This is a genomic window from Cytobacillus sp. FSL R5-0377, from assembly GCF_038004385.1.
Taxonomy (GTDB): domain Bacteria; phylum Bacillota; class Bacilli; order Bacillales; family Cytobacillaceae; genus Cytobacillus.
This window is the reverse complement of the sequence record NZ_JBBORA010000001.1, coordinates 1,235,749-1,257,028: the sequence shown is the minus strand read 5'-3', so window position 1 is coordinate 1,257,028 and position 21,280 is coordinate 1,235,749. Positions and strand designations below refer to the sequence as shown.

Here is a 21,280-nt window from a genome sequence, read left to right as displayed (position 1 = left end):
TGGCCCCTTGATAATCACAGACATACATATCTACGGTTATGGAAAGCTTACTGACTTTATGCTATCCGATATTCAATCCTTGCAGGTTATTTACGGAGAAAATGAGGCAGGCAAATCTACCATTATGTCTTTTATCCATAGTGTTCTTTATGGCTTTCCGGCCAAGACCCAATCGGAATTAAGGTATGAGCCTAAAGAAGGAGCCAAATATGGAGGCAGGCTTACCGCTGTTTTTCCTGATAGAGGGAAGGCTGTAATAGAGCGGGTTAAAGGCAAAGCATCGGGGGATGTGAATGTCCTGCTTGAAGATGGAACAAGGGGGGGAGAAGAACTTTTAAGTGAACTTCTTAACCATATAGACAAAAATCTGTATCAATCTATTTTCTCCTTTAATATTCATGGGCTGCAAAATGTGAATCAAATGAAGGGTGAAGATTTAGGAAGGTATTTGTTTTCGGCAGGCTCACTGGGTACGGATCATCTCGTTTCCGCTGAGAATATCCTTCAAAAGGAATTGGAAAGCCGCTTTAAGCCAAACGGAAAAAAGCCTACCATGAATATAAAGCTGAAAGAAATGAAGCAGCTGCATCGGGATTTGAAAAATGCTGAGAAGAATAACGAGCACTATTGGGTATTGCTGCAAGAAAAAGAGAGTATAGAGAATGATTTAAAGAGAATTCAGCATGAGCTGGAGGCGCAACGGCAGGAGTTATCCCGTCTGAGAGAATGGAAGGATTTCAATCCATTACTGGCAGAGGAGCAAGAGCTGATTAAAGAACGGGAAAAATTTACGGACATGACTTTTCCGGCAAATGGCCTTGCTCTTTTGGAGAAGCTGGAGAGCTTGATTAAGCCGCTGGAAGGGCGAAAAGCCAATCTGGAATCCAGAATAAGCATCCTGGAACAAGAGCTCGCAAAAAGTCAGCCTGATTATTTGCTTCTTAAGCATGAGCCGCAAATCAATTCAGCAGTTGAGGGGCTGCCGCTGCTGGATAAATTAATGCAAGAAGACAAAGAGTTATTAATAAAGCTGGATAATATTACAGAGGAAATTTTAAACCTTCAGGAAAGACTTCATCTTCATATTGACGAACAGCAGCTTGAACAAGCTGATACGAGTGTTTTTATGAAGGAAAAGATTAATACAGTAAATTTCCGGCGAAACCACCTTCAGGCAATGAAAATGGAGCTGGACGAAAGGTTTAACGATGAAAAGTCGGTGTTAGAGAAGACGGAACAGAAAATTGGCGAATTGAAGGAGCAGCTTCTTACAGAAGAAGAGCGGGCAGCAATTAAAGAAACACTAAGCGTCACCGCAAATAAAGATCATATCGAAAAAGAACTGCAGAATACACAGGAAAGGCTACAATTCCTTCTTAAAGCAGAAAAAAAGGAACAGGAAAAAAGCCAGCAAAAATCATATAGCGATAAAAGGCAGCTTCTGTTTTTGGGTATTCTTTTTGCAGCGTTTGCCGGCTGGGGAATCTTTAGTCAATTATGGGTTATTGCAGGCGCAGGAGTTATAGGCACAGCCTTTTGTTTTACTATGGCCAATAAAAAAGAGCCTAAGGGTCAGGACAGCTTTATTGAAGATGAAATAAAAGCCCTGAGGAAAAAAGAACAATCACTGCTGGACAAATTGAAGCATCCTGACATTCAGCATGCTGAGAGCCTCGAGGCGCAGCTAAAGGAAGACAGCGAACGGCAAAATCAGCTTATCCAATTACAGATTCATCTTGAACAGGCGAATGAAAAATACGAAAAGGTCATTAACTCTTTTGAAAAATGGGAAAAGGACTCTGCCGATCTTGAAGCTGAGCTCCTGCAGCTGGGGAAGCAGCTGTTACTTCCTTCTGAAATCGCCAAAAACTATTTAGGCGATGCATTTAGTCTAATTGAAAAACTGAAAGTCCTTAACAGAGAAAAGAAATATATCCTTGAACGAAAGGAAGCAGCAGAAAAGGGAATTAAAGAAAAGCTGCAAACTTTTCGAGAGCTAAAAGCTTTATTGGTTGGCGAGCCGGGAAGTGTTCAGGAAATCGTCTATCAGCTGAAAAACAGGCTAAAGGAAGAAACGGAAAAACAGATTAAGCAGGGTGAAAGAGAAAACAAACTTCAGGAGTTAAAGCTTGAGCTCGGCACAGTGCTGGCTGAACTTAGCCACTATCAAAAAGAATGCAGCCGCCTGTTCTCAAGCGCCGGCACTGATGGAGCTGAGGAATACCGGGAAAAAGCAGTACAAGCACAGAAATTATCAGAACTTGAAGAACAGCTAAAACAAGTCCGCAGGCAAATAAATCTTTACTCTTTTTCTCAGGAGGAAATCGGAAAATATTCCAGTGTGGCAAAACCGGAAGCAGAGATCCAAGCCATTAGCGAAAATGCTGCTCAGCTGAAGGAAAGTATTCCTGTTCTGCAAAGCAAACTTGCAGAAGTAAATCATGAAATTGGAATTCTCGAAGAGGGAGGAACATATGCTGAACTCCTGCATAAGTTCGCATTGCTGAAATCCGAGTTTGAAGCAGAAGCAAAGGAATGGGCAAAATATGCGGCTGCCAAGGATATTTTGGATCGAACGATTAACAGTTTTAAAAATGAGCGTTTGCCCAAAATGCTGGAAAAGGCAGAGCAATATCTCTCATATTTAACCAATGGCCGTTATGTACGGATTTTTCCTAAAGAGGAAGGAAGCGGTTTTCTGATAGAAAGCAGGACAGGAGCAGTTTTTGAAGCAAAAGAGCTAAGCCAGGCGACTGCAGAGCAGATATATGTATCCTTCAGGATTGCACTCGCCATGACGATATATGGCAAATACCCATTCCCTATTATTATTGATGATAGCTTCGTGAATTTTGATCATGTCCGAACGGAAAGAATGATTAATCTGTTAAAGAGCCTGACAAATCGGCAAATTTTATTTTTCACCTGTCATAAGCATCTTCTTCCGTATTTTCCTGAAGAACAGATACAGTCTGTTAAAAAAGAAAAGCTATCAGTCTAATTAGTATTCTTAAAGACATAACAGAGGACTTGCGGTTTTTTCTGAATAGAACATTACCCATTCATTAACATGTGAATGGGTTTTTGCGGCTGGCAAGTGACATGATATATTTAGGAGAGAGTCGTATCTGTATGGTATACTAGGTTAATAGAATTGCATGTTTAAAGAGGCTGCAAAAGATTTTTTTATTTCTGTTGCCCTGTTTAAACAACCTCGTGAAGGGAGCGTCGGCGCGCGTATGTCAAAAGGAATTGTTTATTATGAAGTAGGAGAACAAATCGAGCTTTTTCTGCTCATTAAAAGTGCAGCTAAAGGGATTGCAAGTAATGGAAAACCATTCTTAACCCTTATCTTCCAGGACCAAAGTGGTGAGATTGAAGCAAAGCTTTGGGATGTATCTGAAGAAGATGCCAAAAATTACAGTCCTGAAACCATTGTAAAAGTGGCAGGGGATATTTTAAATTATCGTGGACGCAATCAGTTAAGAATCCGCCAAATACGGCCGGCATCTCCAACTGATCCGGTGAAGCTCGCAGACTTTCTCGAAACAGCACCCTTAAGTACTGATGAAATGATGAGTAAAATCACTCAATATATATTTGAAATGAAAAATCCGAATATCCAAAGGATAACTCGGCACTTATTAAAGAAGCATCAAAAGGATTTTCTTGAATATCCGGCCGCTACTAAGAATCATCATGAGTTCGTGTCCGGCCTGGCTTATCATGTTGTATCCATGCTGGATTTGGCTAAAGTGATTTCCGGTTTGTATCCAAGCCTGGATAAGGACCTACTGTATGCTGGAGTCATCTTGCACGATTTAGGGAAAATAACTGAGCTGTCAGGACCGATATCAACATCCTACACAATAGAAGGAAACTTGCTTGGACATATAACCATTATGATCAATGAAATAGGAAAGGCAGCTGAGGAACTGGGAATCAGCGGTGAAGAAATTATGATTCTTCAGCATCTGGTCTTGTCCCATCACGGCAAAGCAGAATGGGGCAGTCCGAAGCCGCCGTTAATCAAGGAAGCAGAAATTCTACATTATATTGATAATATTGATGCAAAAATGAACATGCTTGATAGAGCGCTTGAAAGGGTAAAACCGGGAGAATTCTCAGAAAGGGTTTTTGCTCTGGAAAACCGTTCATTTTATAAGCCTAGTTTCCATAAATAACAAAAGCCATCCTTCCTTATTGGACAGGATGGCTTTTTTATTGCAGTATAACGGGCAGTTAAACCACCACTTCAAGACTCAGAGAAATTAGAGGAGGATCAGTGGGGGATAAAGAACCCCGTTGGTTGAAGTTTCATTTTATTGGCTGTCTATCATATTTTTCCTGGTCCAGCATACATTTTATAGTAATTGGACAACCATTATGAAAAGAAAGAGGGGAAATTGATGATTCCAATTTGGGTATATTTTGTGGCAGCCGGAATCGTTATAAGCGCATATATGGCGGTAAGGACAGGAAGAGAAGAGAAAAAAGTGGAGCATGACAGCATTGAACGCGAGGGTGAAATTTACATGAAGCGTCTTGAAAGGGAAAAAGAGGAGAGGAAATCTGCTCAGCAATCAGCAGGCTGATGATTTTATAGCACATTAAAATGGGGCTCCAGCATAGAGCCCCGTTTTATATTATTTTTCTTCAGTTCCAGCTTCACCTTCAGCTTCAGGCTTATCAAGAACTCCCTTAAGTTCCTTATCTTTAATATCTACATCGGCAGCCTCTAGTTCACGATCCATTGCCTGCTGTATTTTCTCGCCATCAAGCTTGGAGACTTTCACTTGATATTCCATTTCCTTTTTCATTTCATCAAATGACTTTTTCTCTTTTTTCTCAGTTACTTGAATGATATGGAAACCATGTTCTGATTTTACAGGAGCGCTGATTTCATTCACATCTAGAGCATAAGCTGCCTCTTCAAATTCAGGAACCATATTACCTGGTCCGAACCAGCCTAAATCTCCGCCATTTGCAGCAGACCCAGGGTCTTTAGAATATTCCTTGGCCAGATCTTCAAACTTTCCGCCTTCATCGAGCTTTTTCTTTACTTCTTTCGCCGTTTTTTCATCCTCTACCAGGATGTGGCGTGCTTTAATTTCCGGCTTGTAGTTATCGTAGTATTCTTTTACTTCTTTTTCCGTTACCTTAATATCTTTAATGGCTGCTTTTTCCTGAAGCAGGCCTGTTTTGAAGGTTTCCCTTAAATCTTCTTCATCCTTATAGCCATATTGCATAAGCGCCATCTCAAAGTTAGCGCCAAGCTGCTGTTTTAGTTCATCAATTTTTTCGTTAAGTTCCTTGTCTGTTACTTTGTATTTATCAGAAAGAACTTTTTCATAAATGAGCTCCTGTAGCGCCTGTTCGCCGTATTTTTCCTTCATTGCTTCATAAAGCTCGTCCTTCGTAATGTTTCCGCTCTTTGTTTCAACAACCACATCTCCTGATTCGCCGCCGGTGCTGCTGCATGCGCTTAATCCAATTACTCCGGCTGCAATGGAGAGCGATAGCATCCATTTCTTCATGTTGAACACTCCTAAATTAATTTTCAATTCTGCTCTGATGAGCTGGAATGCAGTCTTCTGCTGAATTTTTAAACTTTTAAAACCAGCATTTGCCTACACAGTACCTTTAATTATCACATTTTCTACTATACCATAAATGAAAAAAATAACAAAAGAAGAAAGTAATGCTTGGTCCATAAACCAGTGTTTTTTAAAAAATTTGGGTATCCGCCCATCCCATTCAGGACAATTGTACATATGATACATGGAACCCTCTGATGAGAGGTTTCAATCAGCCTAAAAAAAGTTTGGATAGCCGGGATACTAGCCTATCCGACGACAAAGGCAAATGAATAGGATATGGTAGCAGCCTGAAGGGGAGGTGTTATCCATGGGTGCAGGATACGGCGGAGGTTTCGCGTTAATCGTTGTATTGTTTATCTTGTTGATAATTGTAGGCGCAGCTTGGCTGTAAGCCTAGTTTGGGCATAGAGTCCGTCTGCTGGGCTCTGTGCCGCAAATCGAAAGGAGGATTCTAAATGTCCGGAGAAAGCGGATACGGCGGAGGTTTTGCGCTAATTGTCGTATTATTCATTTTGCTGATCATCATAGGAGCATCTTGGCTTTACTAAGATAAAAACCTTCACAATATATAAAAAGCGGCGGAAAATTTCCGCCGCTTTTGCTCATGGTAAGAGCGCTCAGGATAACCTAAGCATACAAGATTTCTACAAATGAAGAGATTAGCAATATGGTGATAAGAATGTTAATGGTTCTGAATACTTTGGGCTGCCGTTCCTCAGGAATCTCTTTTTGGAGACAAAGCGAATTTGTCATCTTGTTGATATAAAATAAAATAAAAACGGCAAAAATAATAAAGATGGAGATCATCCAAGATTCCCTCCTTGGGCAGTCATATGTTTACTCTAACTTGTTTTGTCTGTTATTTACAATAACAAAATTCACACAAAAAAGATAGTATTTAAGATTGCCTGTCCGGCAAGTAAAAGGTATCCTTTGCCAGGATACCCGGAATTTTTGCTAATGGTTTGAACGAAGTAAAATCTCAAATCCATCTTCATTTTCTTCCACATAAGAGTGATTTGGAGCATTAAGCACGTTTTTGGCGCAGATCATGTCAGAAAAAGACAGGCCTGCATGGAAAGCAAACAGGATGACAATATAATGTACATAATGAGGAAAAACAAAGCAAGCAGTCAGAAGCAGACTGTTTATTATGAACATAGGGGCCAGAGTGGCAGTAAGGAAAAGCCGTTTTGAAATTGGCTCCGTTATTCTAATATATATAATGGGCATAAAGCCATATTTAATGATCAGCTGTTTTTTAACGATAACACCTAGGTGTGCAATCGGGAGAAAGTGAAACAGCTTATGAACTGGATACATCAGCCATAATCCCGCTGCAAAGAAAATGAAATGATTATCGTAAAAGGAACCTGGCATAAACACATATGTTGCTGGAACATATGTAAATATGAAAGTAGCCAGCATAGTTAAGGAAGACAAAATAAAAAGTCTCTGTGATCCATATTGCTTGGTGAAGTTAATCGTCTTCCAGCAATTCATCATAAAAATACCTCCACAAGGAGTAAAATAGTATTCTTTCAAACTCACTTATGATACTTTACGATGAATATATAAAAAAATCAATAGGGAAAACAAGCAGATTTTGTCGGAAAAACCCTTTATTAAAATGAAACTTATGTGAAATGGTGAGCAACTATTTTTATAAATACAAAGCGAATGTATGCGATTCGCTTTGTAAGGGTTTACATTATATTGGGAGGAACTTTCTTTATTTATACAAGTTCCTTTTCAGCTGCTTGTTTTTTCTTTAATTTTCCCTCGTCTTCATCAAATTGGCTCTCAAGGTTTGCAAAGGACTTTTCAAAGATCTCCATGAAATCGTCACCATAGATATTGCGGACGATCGCCATAATTTCAATAATGTCAGGAAATTTCCCATAAAGCTCTCTTAGTGGCATTGCACCAGAGAACACAGCGTTTTTCTCCGGTGAATAGGTTTCCATTAGACTTAATAATACCTTTTCGCCATCCTCAGTCAATTTAATATAAGTATTTCTTTTATCGCTTTCTTTCTTAGAAAATTGGAGAAAACCCCGTTCTTCAAGCTTCTTGGAGAAATTGAATGCAGTAGAAACATGCATTACACCAAACTTGGCAACATCGGAAATCGATGCTCCGTTCAAATGGTAGGCAATCCATAAAATATGATGTTCATTAATATTTAAATCGTAGGGTTTTATCCATTGCTGCCAATCTTTTTCTATAGACTTCCACAGGGCTTTACTAAGCTGTGCCACTCGCTGGCTGAAAATCATTGCTTCCTTTATAGAAATTGCTTTATCCGACATTCAAAAGTTCACCTACTTTGTAAAATTAATTATTTCTGGCTATAAAGCCGGAAGTTCATTTTATGTTTATAGTATCATTATGCCAATAAAACAAAAATTAATAAAGATATAAATTTACAAAATTTTTAGAAATATAATTAAATATTCCTGTAAAAGGCTTAAGGTCAAGGCATAATAGCCAATATAAAGTTTTAAAAAAATTTGAAGCATTTTAATAATATATTAGTTTTCGTCCAAAAATAAAAAAATCCTCCTTTTTAACTAAAGAAAAAGAAGGAATGTTTATTTGCTATTTATTTATATTTGTTTCAAGTTCGTGCAGAGCTGCTTCAATTTCCTGCAATTCCCGCTGCAGTCTGTGCTGATGGGGAAGAATTTCGTTTTTCCAATTACTGATTGAATATTTAATGTCATTTGAGAATGCTTTAAAGGCTGTTTTGCCTTCCTTTGAAGCAAATGAAGCCGACTCCTTTATTGCCATCAATTCGGATTTTAATTCTAAAAGCTGCTCTTTCAGAAGGATTGTGTTTTCTTTTAACTGCTGTCTGGTATCCCTTCCTGAAGCAGGTGCAGTTAATAGGGTGGATATGCCGGCTGCAGCGCTTCCAGCTAATAGTCCAAGCAATAATGATTTGGCTTTCATTACCATCACCTCTAAGTCTTATTTATATGTCTATTTTACTACAATATTCGTTTTTCTAAAGCTGAAAATGAAAAGTGCTCTTCCCATATCTATATCACAAAACATGTAAGGGTAAACCATATCCTCATAGCTCCTGGCATACAGGCATACAATTCAGTAGAGGTATATGTTGCGAAAGGGGGAGGCAGGTTGTCCGGAGCGGCGGCTGGAATATTTGCATTAAGTGTGGTGCTGTTTTTAGGAGGTATTCATTTTTTCCTTTCTATAAAGAAACCCGGAGTCTATCCTCCGAAATATGTTCTGAAAAAAAGGGCAGCTGCTTTTGCAGCAGGAGGGGCGCTTTTGTTCCTGCTCGGTCTGATTGTCGGCAGTTTCTGAATAGTTTCCACATAAAAAGCCCGCTTATAAGCGGGCTTTTGTCTAATTTAATGGCTGATTGTCTGTTGAGTCAGCTTGGTTCTATTTGCAATTGATTGTGCTACAGGATACAGGATAACCATTGCTGCCGTGTTAACTGCAGCTGCAGGAAGTACAACTGCTGCAAATAAAGCTGTAAAAGGTCCTGGCAATCCGACAATTAAGTAAGCTGAAGTTAAGAATACAATTCCGGATACGATTGTTCCTGCGGCTGTTAAGACAGCTGCACTGACGATATTCTTCCTGAATTTCTTTAAGATCAGAAAAAAGGCGAAAAAGGTAAATGCAGTAACAGGCTTATCTATGATATTCGGGATTAATCCTCCGGGAAATGTGGTGGTTAATCCAGAAATCAGGCCAGTAACTAATCCTAAAAGCAAAACGCTCTTGGTATCTGGAAAAAGCATGATGCCTAAAAACATCATGGTAAGCATCATGTCGGGCTTCATTCCGAGAAAGAACCCCGGAACAACGGCATGAAGTACTGCGCCCATCCCAACCAATAGGGATAAGGCAACTAAATTTTTTGTATTCAATTCTCATCTCTCCTCTGCTATTCTCTGACTAAGCTCTGTCCGTCTCTCCTGCAGTGCACTCGTTGCCTGCAGCGAAAAACTTTAACCTATTATAACATATATTATTTGAATTCAAAGGTGTTAAATTTTTTTAATTTTTATCTTTAAAAGCTTTCATAAATGCAGCCAGCTTTTCAACATGATGCTCAGGTACAGCATTATAAATAGATGCCCGGCATCCTCCGATAGAACGGTGACCCCCAAGCCCTACAAATCCTGCTTCTTTTGCCTGTTTCAGGAATTCCCTTGAGAGTTCCTCGCTGTGAAGGTTAAAAGTGACATTCATATGGGACCTGCTGCTTTTATGGGCATGCCCTATGTAAAAACCTTCACTATCATCAATAATCTCATAAAGCATTCCAGACTTCTTCTCATTGGACATTTCAATCTGCTGAAGGCCACCGATCTGTTCTGCCCATTGGAGTACCAGCGACAGCAAATAGATTGAGAGAGTAGGAGGGGTATTATATAAAGAGTTATTATTGGCAAAAGTATTGTAATTCAGCATAACAGGGAGCGAGTCCGATGATCTTTTTAATAGTTCTTTTCTAATAATGACGACTGTTACACCGGAAGGGCCAAGGTTTTTCTGGGCTCCGGCATAAATTAGATCAAATTGCTCAATTTTCAATGGACGGCTTAGAATATCGCTGGACATATCTGCTACTAGCGGTATTTTATTATTTGAAGGAAAGCTTTTCCATTGTGTGCCGTATATTGTATTGTTGCTGGTAATATGAAGATAGGCAGCATTGTCCGGAATATCTTCTTGACTGTATTCAGGGATAAAGCTGTATTTATGATCCTTGCTGGAGGCAGCAATGACGGTTTCGCCAATTTTATCTGCTTCTTTTAAAGCTTTCTCCGACCAGGAACCGCTAAGGACATAATGGGCAGCCTGGTCTTTTCCCAGCAGGTTCATAGGCACCATGGAAAACTGGAGACTTGCCCCGCCCTGGATAAAGAGCACCTCATAATCATCCGGAATGGCCAGTAATTTTCTTAAACTTGAAATTGCCTGATCATGTACTTCCTGATATTCCTTGCTTCTATGGCTCAGCTCCATTATGCCCATTCCAGTATTTGCGAAGTTCAGTAAACTCTTTTCCGCTTCTTTTAATACCTCTTCCGGCAGGGCAGCGGGACCTGCATTAAAATTTAGAGCACGGTACATTTTTCTCCCTCCAAATAAATAATCAATTTACTATAACGCTGTGAAGAAATAAAGATAGTTAATATGTTAACAAAATTTATTGATTTGTACAGAGAAAAAAATGAACATTTTGAAAAATTTGAGATGATGAGGCAAATAAAAATTCCCCCTGCAGAAACAGGAGGAACAATAGGTTAAAGGTGCTTTTTTATGGCATCAGAGATATCCTTTAGATCTGAAGCTGAATAATCAGATTGATGTGATTTCCACACAACCCCTAAGCCATCGCCTTCACCATAGCGGGGAATAAGGTGGGAGTGGAAATGGAAAACGGTCTGTCCGGCGTGTTCACCGTTATTATTAATTAAATTTAAGCCAATTGGATCGAATTCGGCCTTGATCGCCCTTGCAATCTCCGGAACGGCTTCGAAGTAGTTCCGTGCAGTTTCTGCATCCATTTCATATAAGTTTTCTTTATGTACTTTCGGAATGACAAGTGTATGACCTTTTGTGACCTGGCTGATATCCAGAAATGCCATCACATGTTCGCTTTCATAAACCTTGGCTGAAGGAATCTCGCCATTGATTATCTTACAGAAGATACAATCGTTCATTATGTCAGCTCCTAACCAAATATCTTTTTCACAATTCTACCATATCCCCCAAAAAACCAAAAAGCAAAAGGAGGATTTTGCATTGTCTTATTTATAAAATAAGGCTGTTTTCGCAGAGGTTGCTGCTATTTGTATTAATTTTACTGGGGGGATTGTAGCGGAATGTGCGAGATCCTTGAAAATGCATTCGCACTTTCTTGCGGTGTGTACTCGAGGAAGCTTATTCAACGTCCTGCGGGAATAGCGGGACAGATGTGGCTCCGAGCAGGCATCACTGCCCGCCCCGCGTTCCTTTGAGCATCCCATCGCTAAACGAAAACAACAATAAAAGGCAGGATCCGCTTGGAATCCTGCCTTGTGAAGGGGTCGCTTCTATTAAAACGTTTCTGATTCAGGTTAAATTCTCTTTAACAAACACCTCATTTATGAATGAATTGTGTTCATATCTAGAGAAAATCGATCTTTGTTCAATCGGACCATCCCCTTATTTTCTTTATATGCTTTTATAGGCGTATAAAGCATGGATGATAGTCTTTAACAAACACCTCATTTAAAAAATGACTTAGTGACCACTTTCGGGTAAAGCGATCAAGTGTTTAAGATCTTCAGGTTGTGCAATGCAACCATCCCCTTATTAGGAACGTTAGGAAGCTTATACTGAAAGGAAACTGTCTGCGACAGACACCTCATTTCAAGTTTTGATCATCTGAATGATGTTCAAATGATTTGTTTCCCCTTCATAGATTAGAATGTCCAGCATCGTGATTTATATACAGGAATTTTTCCCGTACTGGACAATTTACTTTGGCTTTTTTTACAATGGACTTATATAGAGTAGGAAGGACGTTGAGAATGGCGCTGCTTGAAATTAAAAATGTTACCGGCGGCTATACGAGGAACCCGGTCTTAAAGGATGTCTCCTTTGAGGTGGGAGAAAATGAAATCGTTGGTCTGATTGGCCTCAATGGTGCCGGAAAAAGTACGACCATCAAACATGTAATTGGTTTAATGGAACCGAAGGATGGCGAAATAACAATCAATGGTATGCAATTCCTTAAGGATAAGGAAGGGTATCGCAAGCAATTCACATTTGTTCCGGAAACCCCGATTTTGTATGATGAACTGACACTTGAAGAGCATCTGCGTATTACAGCCATGGCATACGGTATGTCTGAAACAGAGTATAAACCAAGAGTGGAAACACTCCTGAAGGAATTCAGAATGGAAAAAAGACTGAAATGGTTTCCGTCTCACTTTTCTAAAGGGATGAAGCAGAAAGTAATGATTATGTGCGCTTTTTTGGTGCAGCCGTCATTATACATAGTCGATGAACCATTTGTAGGTTTAGACCCGCTTGGCATTCAGTCACTTCTTGATTTGATGAAAAAAATGAAAGAAAGCGGAGCCGGCATTCTTATGTCCACTCATATTCTTGCAACAGCTGAAAGGTATTGTGATCGCTTTGTAATCTTACATGAGGGCAAAGTACGGGCGAAGGGGACCTTAGCGGAGCTTCAGCAGCAATTTGCAATGCCGGGAGCAACCCTAGATGATTTATATATCCAGCTGACAAAGGAAGAAGATTATGTTTAATGAAAAACAATTATGGAAGGAAAGATTCGGGAGAACCTTTAAAGAGCTTTCACGCTATCTCCGTTATATTTTTAATGGCCATATTGTCATTGTCATGTTGTTTCTTCTGGGAACGGCCGCTTTTTATTATCAGGAGTGGATAAAAACCCTGCCCAATGATTTCCCTGCTGCCGTGATTATGGCCGCTATCTTAGCTCTTATTGTTACATACAGCCCGATTTATACCTTCTTTTCTGAGGCAGACAAAATTTTTCTGCTGCCGCTTGAAGACAGGCTTTCCGGTTATTTTATACGGTCATTGCTAGTCAGCTTTTTTGTGCATGCATATCTTCTTGTTTTGGGTCTGGGAGTTTTTATTCCCTTATATGCAGCGGTGAATGATGGCAATTTTAAATTATTTTTACCCTTTCTGATGATCCTTTTGACGTTAAAGATAATCAATTTGCTGATTCGCTGGAAGATACAATATTATATTGAAACAAGCGTGCACCTATTGGATGCATGCGTCCGTTATGCTGTAAATGCTGTGTTTTTATATTTCCTTTTCAGCGGCGCATCCACTATCTTTATATTGGCGCCTGGTGTGCTCTTAATCCTGCTGTATTTGTTCTTCAGCATGAAATCCAGGAATAAAGGATTAAAGTGGGAGTATTTGATTGAGCAGGAAGAGAGAAGAATGACGTCCTTCTACAGGCTGGCCAATATGTTTACAGATGTTCCAAAGCTGAAGGACCGCGTAAAAAGACGAAAGTGGCTTGATTGGCTGCTTTCAGGTATTCCTTTCAGGCAGGATGCAACTTTTAAAAACCTATATGTCCGTACATTTCTCCGTTCCGGTGATTATTTTGGTTTATTTATTCGTTTAACTCTAATTGGAGCTGGAGCCATTTATTTAATTTCATACGGAATGGGACAAATCGTGCTTGTTCCGCTGATCATGTATTTGACCGGCTTTCAGCTGGTGCCGTTATGGAATCACTATCAGGATAAGCTGTGGGTGAATTTATATCCAGTTAAAGCGGATATCAAGGAGAAGTCTTTTAAGCAGCTGCTGACAGGAATACTTTATGTGCAGGCACTCATATTATCGCTGGCTGTAATGGCAAAGGGCGGTTGGCTGGCTTCTCTGTTGGCTTTAGCCGCTGGAGTTTTATTTGCATACGTATATACTCATTTCTATATTCAGAAACGGCTGGCAGGCAGCTGAGAGTAAATTGAAACCATTACTGTCTTTCATGCGTATATAGAGTCATCCTGAAAAAAGGCAGGTTGTAAAAATGAGGGACTATGAATTAAAGGCATATTATGAGATTGAAGAATGGAAAAGACGGATTAACAAGCGATCCAGTCTGCTAAACCGCCTTTCAAAAAAAGCTCAAACAAAGGTGAATAGTATCATACCTGAAAAGGCTCATCAAATTATCACAGACAGCATAAAAAATATGGTAAAGGCAACATTGGTTGGATCAAATGCATTTACAAGAAAGAACCAATCTTCCGGCCGCAGCCTGGAAATGATGGATCACATGCTTGAAGAGAAGATTTCAGCCTACCGCAAAACAGCCGCTGTTGAAGGTGCCGGAACCGGGGCAGGGGGAATACTCCTGGGTCTTGCTGATTTTCCCTTGCTGCTGAGCATTAAGATGAAATTTCTTTTTGAATCTGCCTCCATATATGGATTTGATACTAATGATTATGAAGAGCGCCTGTTTCTCCTGCACGTCTTTCAGCTTGCATTTTCCAGTGATGAGAAAAGGAAAGAGACACTAAAGCTGATTGAAGAATGGGATGAGCGGAAAGAAGCACTGGCTGATATGGATTGGAAGGTATTTCAGCAGGAATACCGGGATTATATTGATTTTGTTAAAATGCTACAGCTAGTGCCGGGCATTGGTGCTGCTGTTGGGGCATATGCGAACTATAATTTGCTTGACCACTTAGGAGAAACCGCTAAAAATGCTTATCGTCTGCGGATATTAAAAACAGCCCCAAGGCCAGATTAGGCTTGGGGCTGTTTTTAATATTTTGCTTGAGATAAATGTGATTCATTACGCTAAACTTAAATCGGCTAATAAAGCAGGACCATAAAATGGGCCAGTCACCCGGCACACTCTCAAGCCTCTGGTTATTGTCCTATTTCAACAGAGTCCTTGCTTTCCTGATAGCTGTGATAATTTAAAGCTGCTGCTCCCAGTGTTTTGGCTGCGATTAACATGGCTTTTTCATCGATATCAAATTTTGGATGATGATGCGGGTAATTTTCTAATGTACCTTCAGGCCTTGCCCCGGTAAAGAAAAAGGTGCCTTTCACATGCTGCAGATAGTATGCGAAATCTTCACCGCCCATTTCAGGGTCTGTCTCTTCTATCCATTTGACTTCACCAATTTCACCTGCCAGTTCAGCCAGGTATTCGGTTTCTCTTTTATGGTTCACAACAGCAGGGTAGCCTCTATGGAACTGATACTCATAATTACTGTCTGCTGTATAGCATGTACCTTTGACTATGCGCTCGATTTCCTCTTCAATATTATTGCGGACTTCTTCATTAAATGTGCGGACAGTACCAATCAATTTTGCTCTATCTGCAATGACATTAAATGCGTTATCAGCCACAAAGGATCCAACTGTTACAACTGCAGAGTCAATTGGGTTTACTTTTCTGCTGACGATTTGCTGAAGGTTGACTACCAGCTGGGAAGCCGTTACAATCGCATCTTTAGTTTTATGAGGCTGTGCACCATGCCCGCCTTTTCCTTGGATGGTTACTTCAAACCTGTCTGCCGCCGCCATAAATGGACCAACCCGATATTGAATTTTTCCTGTTGGTTCTGATGCCCATAGGTGAGTACCAAAAATGGCATCGACACCTTCGAGGCAGCCATCTTCAATCATCGATTTCGCTCCGCCTGGGGCATATTCCTCGGCGTGCTGATGAATCATGATATATGTACCTTCTAAATCTTCCCGAAGTTCATTGAGCGCCTTCGCCAGTACAAGTAATGTGGCCGTGTGACCATCATGTCCACAGGCATGCATAACACCGGGTACAAGTGATTTATATGGGACATCCTTTTCATCCTGGATAGGCAGTGCATCAAAATCGGCTCTCAAAGCGATGGTCTTTCCGGGTTTACTCCCATGAATCCTGGCAACCACTCCATTTCCCCCTACATGCCCTCGAACCTCTATTCCCAGATTTTCATAATAGGTTTTGATATAGTGAGCCGTCTTTTCTTCCTTAAAGGATAGTTCAGGGTTTTGGTGAAGATAGCGCCTAATGGAAACCATTTCATCGTAATAGCTTTCCAGTTTTTTAAATAATGTTTCAGTCATTTTACCCGCTCCTATCGACGTAATTTTTTCATTATTATAACATTCTTTAATTGAATAAAGGGGAAAATGTTTAATCTGCAAACAAAACCTAATAAAAGGGAAGAAGAGGTAATACTATAAGTTAAGAAAAAAGTGGGGAGGTATCAGTAAGGTTGAAAATACATAAATCTAAGTGGGCATACTTTTTTCTGGCTGTATCCGCAATTGTTTTTCTTTATTTTCTTGTAGCCGTTACGAACGGGCAACCACTAGGCTTTGACCGTTATTTTTCAAAATTCTTTCCAGGTTTGTTTGGTGAAAGTGCTCATCCTATTTTCGAAGTCCTGGACAAAATGGGGAGTAAAATCGGTGTGGGGATTATTACATTGGCATTCCTATTGCTGCTTTGGCTTAAGTATAGGAACTATGAAGGGATGACAGTTCTTGTTTTTGCTGTTGCAGCAGGTAATGAAGTAAATAAGTGGGTGAAAGAGGCTGTTGGAAGGCCGCGCCCTAAACAGGAGCATCTGGTTGATGTGGCGAGTTTCAGTTTTCCGAGCGGACACGCGATGATTGGGATGATTTTATATACGTTAATTGCCTTTTTTATTATTAATGAGCTGAAGTCTTCGTCAGCGAAATGGATCACGGCGATTATAGCCGGCATTTGGATTTTTCTGATGGGAATCAGCAGGATTGTGCTGGGTGTACATTATCCATCTGATGTTGCAGCCGGATTTGCAGGAGGTTATATTTTGGTTGTCATGTCAATTTTTCTATACGCGGCATTACAATCAATGTTCAGAAGGAATTCATATGAGCAGGAATCAGTATAACAACAAAAGAGACTATCGCCCGATAGTCTCTTTACTCATTTAAATGAGGAAAATGGCTGCAATAGTTGTAACAATTAAGCCGATTGTGACCGGAAGCAGGTTCCTGCGGGCCAATTCAAAAGCATCTACATTACAGATTGCCGCTGCAGGAATAAGCGCCCAGGGAACCAGTGTACCACCGCCAACCCAGATGGCGGCTACCTGCCCGAGAGCCGTTAAGGTTGCAGCACCTGTGCCGATAGCTGTTGCAAATAGATTCGCAATGGAGCCAGCGAGTGAGATGCCGGAAAAACCGGATCCGTCAAGCCCCGTAATAGCTCCAACGGCAGTCAGCGTTAAGGCGCCTACCTCTTTGCTCAAAGGAACAACCGATGCCAGCCCCACACCAAGATCATTAACGATTCCATGAGAGTCCTTTGGCAGATAGTCTCCTATCATCTGAGAAAATCCGGCATCCCCGAGATAAAAGAAAGCTGCAATTGGAATGACAGGCCCAAATACTCTAAATCCAAACTGGAAGCCTTCAATCAGATATGCTGTTGTTTTTTCAAGGCCCTTATTACGATGGGCAGCGAGCGTAATCAGCAGAAGAATAAATATCGATGTCCCGCCGACCAAAGCAGTTGCGTCACCCCCCTGAAGATCCAATGCAAACATGGCTGCAACATCAGCAGCAAATAAGATTGGAATCAATAATGCAAAAAAGCGCTTTTGTTTAAGTGAAAGCAGATTTTTTTGACTGGCATCTTCCTGAAGTTCAGCTGGTGATTCCCCAGTTAGTCCCGTATCTGCAGTCAGCCTGCCGCTTTTCATATCTCTCTTGATAAGATAAAAAGCAGTAATAGTCGTGACTGCACCCATAATAATAACAAGCGGAACACTGGCTGATATGACTTCGCCTACAGGAAGACCAGCTGCGTCGGCTGTTAACTTCGGTGCAGCCTGGATTATATAATCTCCGGAAAGTGCGATTCCGTGACCGAACAGGTTCATGGCCATTGCTACACCCAAAGCAGGTAATCCTACCCGAATGGCTACGGGGAGCAGTACTGCCCCCATTAAGGCAACTGCAGGAGATGGCCAAAAAAACCAGGAGATAACCATCATCAATATCCCAATCGTCCAGTAGGCAAGTGCTGGTGTTCTGATTAATCTGGTAAAAGGAGAGATCATGACATCATTAATTCCGGTAGTAGTCAGTGTCCTGCTCATGGCGACTATAATTGAAATAACAAGTATAGTTGAAAGAAGTTCTGTTATCGCAAATATAAAACTGGTAAATATACTGCTTATCGAACCGCTTAAGGAGCCAGTAGCCGTAATGGCAATTAAAAAGATCCCCGCAATACAGACAAGCGTTGTATCTCTCTTCATAACCATAAAGCCGATGATGAAGAGAATAAAAAGAACATATATCCAATGGATGGCTGTCAATTCAACTCCCACTTGGTTTTCCCCCTTTCTAAATTCCATAAGAGAAGCGCCGATTTAGGCGAATCACCCGATTCGGAATGTAGTACAGAATATGACGGAAAGAAATAAATGGTGATATAAATTGAATCCGTCCTGAGGAGGAGGCTGAAACACACCGGGGAATGATTCCATATAATTGCTGACTGATAAAATGAATGTACAGGAGGAAAATGTTTCGGCATTAGCGAATAAAAGATGGGAGAAAAGAGGGAAGGGAAGCCTATGAGATACAGGTCAGTTAATCAAATAATCTTCGCGATCACTTTATCAGCTGTTGGAGTTTTGCTTCTTCTTATGAACATAGGTGTCATTTCCTTGGAAATAAAAGAGGTATTTGTCGTAATTTACCCCTTTATCCTACTGGCTGCAGGGTGTCATTACCTGCTGTCATACATACTGAATAAAAGCCGGAGCGGAATGTTTCCCGGGTTATTTCTAATCGTATTTTCATCTCTATTAATCCTTGATCGGTTCGGAGTAATTGAATTCAGGTTTTTGCAAATTTGGAAACTCTGGCCCCTGTTTCTTATTTTTATCGGGATTAATATTTTATTGAAAAAAGATCGTTTAAAAATACACTTTGAGCAGGATTTTCCGTCAGATATTTATGGGAAAGACAAGGTTTCAGAGGGGAAGAAAATTATTAATATCTCAAAATATGAAAGCCCTCAGCCACTTAAAAATATAAGAGGCTTTTCAATTGGAGATGTAGATTTTAAACAGCCGAATTGGTCTCTGGAGCCAATGGATTTATATACGATGATCGGTGATTATTTTATTGATTTCAGCAAAGCTTTTATCCCGGAGAAGGAGACTCCAGTCATTGTGAGAGGGTGGATTGGGGATGTGAAAATGATCATTCCCGAAAACATTCCGGTGATGATCCAGTCAAATATTAATATAGGAGACATCCGCATTTTTGATCAAAAGACAGGTGATATCCACCGCAGCCTTCGTTATAAGTCGCCTGGTTATGATGAAGCATCAAGAAAGCTGAAAATCGCTGTACAAGTAAAAATTGGATCCATTCGGATCGATAAGGTATAGGGGTAAAAGATGATGAAAACCGGAATTAGGTATTGGTTTGTCCAGAGCTTTATTATGATGGCCATTATAAGTTCATTAATCTTTTTTGTCGGATTGCAGGTGTATCTATTCTATAATTCTGAATCGCCAATGACAATTAAAAGCACCTTCTGGCTGTTTTTGTATGTCTTAACAGTATTACTGCTTACGGGTGCCTATTTTGGGCTCAAGGGCAGCTACTTAATAAAAGGGCGGCTTGGTGATATTTTATTATTTGTTTCGACACTAAGGAGCGGCAAGTATGTCGACCGGATGAGTTCTTATGAAAAAGATGAAATAGGATTAATATCAGATGAACTGAATCAGCTGGCCGAAAATATACAGGAGCAGGTTTTTTCCATGCAGCGGCTTGCTGATGAAAAGTCTGCACTGGCACAAACAGCCCATTCAGCAGCTGTAATGGAAGAAAGACAACGCCTGGCCAGGGATCTGCATGATGTGGTAAGCCAGCAGCTTTTCGCATTAAGCATGATGTCTTCAGCAGCCCTGAGGGTTTTTGATTTAGATAGTAATAAAGCAAGAGAGCAGTTAAATGAAATCTCTGAAATCGCTGCGAAAGCCCAGGGAGAAATGAGAGCGCTTCTCCTCCATCTCAGGCCTGTGCAGCTGAGTAATGACAGGCTATGTGATGGAATTATTAAGCTGATACAGGAGTTAAAAGCAAAAACAAACATTGAATTTCAGGCAAGCATTGATGAAATTGAGAACCTTTCAAAAGCTGCAGAAGAGCATTTGTTCCGGATTGTCCAGGAGGCTTTATCTAATGTGCTCCGTCATGCGGAAGCAGAAAAGATAACAGTAACCTTAACTGAAGAAGAAGACTACGTCTATCTATTTATTGCAGATAATGGAAAAGGGTTTAATCCTCATAAAGAGAGAATTACTTCTTATGGGCTTAAAACAATGAGGGAACGCTGCGAGGAAGTTGGCGGAATATTCAAAGTCCGATCCAAGGAAAACGAAGGTACTTATATAGATATAAAAATTCCGGCAAAAGGGGAGAAGCTGAAATGATCAGGGTAGCAGTTGTGGATGATCATGAAATGGTAAGAAGGGGAATTATTTCTTATTTGGCAACTGAATCTGGCATAGAGGTTATTGGGGAAGCAGGCAGTGGAAATGAAGCTGTAAAGCTTGTACTGAAAGAGCGGCCGGATATCGTATTAATGGATCTCCTGATGGAAAACGGGAATGGAATTGAAGCAACAAGGGAGATTTTGAAAAGCTTTCCCGAATGCAGGATTATTATCATAACCAGCTTTTACGACGATGAACAAGTTTTCCCGGCCATTGAAGCGGGTGCCTTCAGCTATATGCTGAAAACGGCCAATGCTGTTGAAGTTGTAAATGCCATTAAGAAAGCTGCACTGGGTGAACCTGTCATTGAATCAAAGGTTGCCGGAAAAATGGTAAGCCGTTTCAGGGAAAAAGAAAGGAAGCCTCATGACGATTTAACTGAAAGGGAGTTTGATGTCCTGCTCTGCATTGGGGAAGGGATGACAAACCAGGAAATCAGCGAAGAATTGTTCATTGGCATCAAAACAGTCAAAACCCACGTAAGCAATATCCTCAGCAAACTGGGTGTTACTGACCGTACACAGGCAGCCGTCTATGCCAACCGAAATGGAATCATAAAAAAGCAGGCGAAAAAAAGGTGAGCTATAA

Annotated in this window: 23 protein-coding genes; 13 read left to right on the top strand and 10 right to left on the bottom strand. The window is 40.5% G+C overall.

The genetic code is table 11. The features are described from left to right. Positions 1 to 7: 7 nt before the first annotated feature. From NSQ49_RS06265 to NSQ49_RS06255, 3 genes are all read left to right on the top strand, one after another. Positions 8 to 3,001, top strand: a complete 2,994-nt coding sequence (locus NSQ49_RS06265) for an ATP-binding protein (RefSeq protein WP_251284032.1) — start codon at positions 8 to 10, stop codon at positions 2,999 to 3,001. A gap of 238 nt (positions 3,002 to 3,239) precedes the next feature. Continuing rightward, the gene (gene yhaM, locus NSQ49_RS06260) at positions 3,240 to 4,184 is read left to right on the top strand and encodes a 3'-5' exoribonuclease YhaM (RefSeq protein WP_159866040.1); all 945 of its coding nucleotides are present in this window, start codon (positions 3,240 to 3,242) and stop codon (positions 4,182 to 4,184) included. Positions 4,185 to 4,409: 225 nt separating this feature from the next. Continuing rightward, entirely contained in the window at positions 4,410 to 4,595 is a 186-nt protein-coding gene (locus NSQ49_RS06255; RefSeq protein WP_035326924.1) for a sporulation YhaL family protein, read from the top strand. A gap of 51 nt (positions 4,596 to 4,646) precedes the next feature. On the opposite strand, the gene NSQ49_RS06250 is transcribed toward NSQ49_RS06255, so the two are convergent. Further along, positions 4,647 to 5,537: a peptidylprolyl isomerase gene (locus NSQ49_RS06250; RefSeq protein WP_159866043.1), complete on the bottom strand. Its 891-nt coding sequence runs from the start codon at positions 5,535 to 5,537 to the stop codon at positions 4,647 to 4,649. Positions 5,538 to 5,907: 370 nt separating this feature from the next. Between NSQ49_RS06250 and NSQ49_RS06245 the strand changes: the two genes are divergently transcribed. Both NSQ49_RS06245 and NSQ49_RS06240 read left to right on the top strand, forming a co-directional pair. Then, positions 5,908 to 5,991, top strand: coding sequence for a YjcZ family sporulation protein (locus tag NSQ49_RS06245; protein WP_064503397.1), 84 nt, complete (start codon positions 5,908 to 5,910; stop codon positions 5,989 to 5,991). 64 nt (positions 5,992 to 6,055) lie between these two features. Then, positions 6,056 to 6,148 (top strand): YjcZ family sporulation protein, encoded by a 93-nt coding sequence (locus NSQ49_RS06240; protein WP_251284031.1) that lies wholly within the window; start codon positions 6,056 to 6,058, stop codon positions 6,146 to 6,148. Between the two features lie 79 nt (positions 6,149 to 6,227). Here the strand turns inward: NSQ49_RS06240 and NSQ49_RS06235 are convergent, their stop codons facing one another. The 4 genes from NSQ49_RS06235 to NSQ49_RS06220 all read right to left on the bottom strand — a co-directional run bounded on the left by NSQ49_RS06235 (position 6,228) and on the right by NSQ49_RS06220 (position 8,555). After that, positions 6,228 to 6,407: a hypothetical protein gene (locus tag NSQ49_RS06235; RefSeq protein WP_009331432.1), complete on the bottom strand. Its 180-nt coding sequence runs from the start codon at positions 6,405 to 6,407 to the stop codon at positions 6,228 to 6,230. A gap of 150 nt (positions 6,408 to 6,557) precedes the next feature. After that, a complete protein-coding gene (locus NSQ49_RS06230) occupies positions 6,558 to 7,106 on the bottom strand; it encodes a DUF3267 domain-containing protein (protein WP_159866046.1) in 549 nt (182 codons plus the stop codon). A 230-nt stretch (positions 7,107 to 7,336) separates the two neighbouring features. Continuing rightward, positions 7,337 to 7,912 carry an HTH-type transcriptional regulator Hpr gene (locus NSQ49_RS06225; protein ID WP_159866049.1) on the bottom strand — a complete coding sequence of 192 codons (576 nt, stop codon included), beginning with the start codon at positions 7,910 to 7,912 and terminating at the stop codon, positions 7,337 to 7,339. A 289-nt stretch (positions 7,913 to 8,201) separates the two neighbouring features. After that, positions 8,202 to 8,555 (bottom strand): YtxH domain-containing protein, encoded by a 354-nt coding sequence (locus NSQ49_RS06220; protein ID WP_159866051.1) that lies wholly within the window; start codon positions 8,553 to 8,555, stop codon positions 8,202 to 8,204. Positions 8,556 to 8,744: 189 nt separating this feature from the next. On the opposite strand from NSQ49_RS06220, the gene NSQ49_RS06215 reads away from it, so the two are divergent. After that, positions 8,745 to 8,933 carry a hypothetical protein gene (locus NSQ49_RS06215; protein ID WP_159866054.1) on the top strand — a complete coding sequence of 63 codons (189 nt, stop codon included), beginning with the start codon at positions 8,745 to 8,747 and terminating at the stop codon, positions 8,931 to 8,933. A 47-nt stretch (positions 8,934 to 8,980) separates the two neighbouring features. Here NSQ49_RS06215 and NSQ49_RS06210 read toward each other — a convergent pair whose 3' ends face one another. The 3 genes from NSQ49_RS06210 to NSQ49_RS06200 all read right to left on the bottom strand — a co-directional run bounded on the left by NSQ49_RS06210 (position 8,981) and on the right by NSQ49_RS06200 (position 11,314). Continuing rightward, positions 8,981 to 9,508 carry a tryptophan transporter gene (locus tag NSQ49_RS06210; protein ID WP_159866057.1) on the bottom strand — a complete coding sequence of 176 codons (528 nt, stop codon included), beginning with the start codon at positions 9,506 to 9,508 and terminating at the stop codon, positions 8,981 to 8,983. Between the two features lie 130 nt (positions 9,509 to 9,638). Beyond that, positions 9,639 to 10,721 (bottom strand): 3-phosphoserine/phosphohydroxythreonine transaminase, encoded by a 1,083-nt coding sequence (gene serC, locus NSQ49_RS06205; RefSeq protein ID WP_251284030.1) that lies wholly within the window; start codon positions 10,719 to 10,721, stop codon positions 9,639 to 9,641. Positions 10,722 to 10,894: 173 nt separating this feature from the next. Next, positions 10,895 to 11,314 (bottom strand): HIT family protein, encoded by a 420-nt coding sequence (locus NSQ49_RS06200; protein WP_159866063.1) that lies wholly within the window; start codon positions 11,312 to 11,314, stop codon positions 10,895 to 10,897. 852 nt (positions 11,315 to 12,166) lie between these two features. On the opposite strand from NSQ49_RS06200, the gene NSQ49_RS06195 reads away from it, so the two are divergent. The 3 genes from NSQ49_RS06195 (at position 12,167) to NSQ49_RS06185 (ending at position 14,910) form a co-directional block, all read left to right on the top strand. Then, a complete protein-coding gene (locus NSQ49_RS06195; RefSeq protein ID WP_159866066.1) occupies positions 12,167 to 12,907 on the top strand; it encodes an ABC transporter ATP-binding protein in 741 nt (246 codons plus the stop codon). Beyond that, positions 12,900 to 14,114, top strand: coding sequence for an ABC transporter permease (locus tag NSQ49_RS06190; protein ID WP_159866069.1), 1,215 nt, complete (start codon positions 12,900 to 12,902; stop codon positions 14,112 to 14,114). The genes NSQ49_RS06195 and NSQ49_RS06190 overlap by 8 nt, the downstream gene beginning before the upstream one ends. A gap of 70 nt (positions 14,115 to 14,184) precedes the next feature. Continuing rightward, a complete protein-coding gene (locus tag NSQ49_RS06185; RefSeq protein WP_159866072.1) occupies positions 14,185 to 14,910 on the top strand; it encodes an EcsC family protein in 726 nt (241 codons plus the stop codon). Positions 14,911 to 15,032: 122 nt separating this feature from the next. Here the strand turns inward: NSQ49_RS06185 and NSQ49_RS06180 are convergent, their stop codons facing one another. Further along, the gene (locus NSQ49_RS06180) at positions 15,033 to 16,241 is read right to left on the bottom strand and encodes a M20 family metallopeptidase (RefSeq protein WP_159866075.1); all 1,209 of its coding nucleotides are present in this window, start codon (positions 16,239 to 16,241) and stop codon (positions 15,033 to 15,035) included. A gap of 152 nt (positions 16,242 to 16,393) precedes the next feature. Here NSQ49_RS06180 and NSQ49_RS06175 point away from each other — a divergent pair, with 152 nt between their 5' ends. Then, positions 16,394 to 17,056 carry a phosphatase PAP2 family protein gene (locus NSQ49_RS06175; RefSeq protein WP_159866078.1) on the top strand — a complete coding sequence of 221 codons (663 nt, stop codon included), beginning with the start codon at positions 16,394 to 16,396 and terminating at the stop codon, positions 17,054 to 17,056. Between the two features lie 39 nt (positions 17,057 to 17,095). Here the strand turns inward: NSQ49_RS06175 and NSQ49_RS06170 are convergent, their stop codons facing one another. Further along, complete coding sequence (locus tag NSQ49_RS06170; protein ID WP_251284029.1) at positions 17,096 to 18,502, bottom strand: hypothetical protein; 1,407 nt, start codon at positions 18,500 to 18,502, stop codon at positions 17,096 to 17,098. Positions 18,503 to 18,751: 249 nt separating this feature from the next. Here NSQ49_RS06170 and liaF point away from each other — a divergent pair, with 249 nt between their 5' ends. The 3 genes from liaF to NSQ49_RS06155 are packed head-to-tail and all read left to right on the top strand — an operon-like array spanning position 18,752 to position 21,273. Further along, complete coding sequence (gene liaF, locus NSQ49_RS06165; RefSeq protein WP_159866084.1) at positions 18,752 to 19,576, top strand: cell wall-active antibiotics response protein LiaF; 825 nt, start codon at positions 18,752 to 18,754, stop codon at positions 19,574 to 19,576. Between the two features lie 9 nt (positions 19,577 to 19,585). Beyond that, a complete protein-coding gene (locus NSQ49_RS06160) occupies positions 19,586 to 20,629 on the top strand; it encodes a sensor histidine kinase (protein ID WP_251284028.1) in 1,044 nt (347 codons plus the stop codon). Next, the gene (locus tag NSQ49_RS06155) at positions 20,626 to 21,273 is read left to right on the top strand and encodes a response regulator transcription factor (protein WP_159866090.1); all 648 of its coding nucleotides are present in this window, start codon (positions 20,626 to 20,628) and stop codon (positions 21,271 to 21,273) included. The genes NSQ49_RS06160 and NSQ49_RS06155 overlap by 4 nt, the downstream gene beginning before the upstream one ends. Positions 21,274 to 21,280 lie beyond the last annotated feature (7 nt).

What these genes read in the sequence shown, in the direction of transcription:
- NSQ49_RS06245 (WP_064503397.1), top strand. Translation starts at nt 5,908, where the DNA reads ATGGGTGCAGGATACGGCGGAGGTTTCGCGTTAATCGTTGTATTGTTT.
- serC (WP_251284030.1), bottom strand. Translation starts at nt 10,721, where the DNA reads ATGTACCGTGCTCTAAATTTTAATGCAGGTCCCGCTGCCCTGCCGGAA.
- NSQ49_RS06190 (WP_159866069.1), top strand. Translation starts at nt 12,900, where the DNA reads ATGTTTAATGAAAAACAATTATGGAAGGAAAGATTCGGGAGAACCTTT.
- liaF (WP_159866084.1), top strand. Translation starts at nt 18,752, where the DNA reads ATGAGATACAGGTCAGTTAATCAAATAATCTTCGCGATCACTTTATCA.
- NSQ49_RS06250 (WP_159866043.1), bottom strand. Translation starts at nt 5,537, where the DNA reads ATGAAGAAATGGATGCTATCGCTCTCCATTGCAGCCGGAGTAATTGGA.
- NSQ49_RS06160 (WP_251284028.1), top strand. Translation starts at nt 19,586, where the DNA reads ATGATGAAAACCGGAATTAGGTATTGGTTTGTCCAGAGCTTTATTATG.
- NSQ49_RS06200 (WP_159866063.1), bottom strand. Translation starts at nt 11,314, where the DNA reads ATGAACGATTGTATCTTCTGTAAGATAATCAATGGCGAGATTCCTTCA.
- NSQ49_RS06240 (WP_251284031.1), top strand. Translation starts at nt 6,056, where the DNA reads ATGTCCGGAGAAAGCGGATACGGCGGAGGTTTTGCGCTAATTGTCGTA.
- yhaM (WP_159866040.1), top strand. Translation starts at nt 3,240, where the DNA reads ATGTCAAAAGGAATTGTTTATTATGAAGTAGGAGAACAAATCGAGCTT.
- NSQ49_RS06255 (WP_035326924.1), top strand. Translation starts at nt 4,410, where the DNA reads ATGATTCCAATTTGGGTATATTTTGTGGCAGCCGGAATCGTTATAAGC.
- NSQ49_RS06195 (WP_159866066.1), top strand. Translation starts at nt 12,167, where the DNA reads ATGGCGCTGCTTGAAATTAAAAATGTTACCGGCGGCTATACGAGGAAC.
- NSQ49_RS06180 (WP_159866075.1), bottom strand. Translation starts at nt 16,241, where the DNA reads ATGACTGAAACATTATTTAAAAAACTGGAAAGCTATTACGATGAAATG.
- NSQ49_RS06220 (WP_159866051.1), bottom strand. Translation starts at nt 8,555, where the DNA reads ATGAAAGCCAAATCATTATTGCTTGGACTATTAGCTGGAAGCGCTGCA.
- NSQ49_RS06235 (WP_009331432.1), bottom strand. Translation starts at nt 6,407, where the DNA reads ATGATCTCCATCTTTATTATTTTTGCCGTTTTTATTTTATTTTATATC.
- NSQ49_RS06230 (WP_159866046.1), bottom strand. Translation starts at nt 7,106, where the DNA reads ATGATGAATTGCTGGAAGACGATTAACTTCACCAAGCAATATGGATCA.
- NSQ49_RS06225 (WP_159866049.1), bottom strand. Translation starts at nt 7,912, where the DNA reads ATGTCGGATAAAGCAATTTCTATAAAGGAAGCAATGATTTTCAGCCAG.
- NSQ49_RS06185 (WP_159866072.1), top strand. Translation starts at nt 14,185, where the DNA reads ATGAGGGACTATGAATTAAAGGCATATTATGAGATTGAAGAATGGAAA.
- NSQ49_RS06155 (WP_159866090.1), top strand. Translation starts at nt 20,626, where the DNA reads ATGATCAGGGTAGCAGTTGTGGATGATCATGAAATGGTAAGAAGGGGA.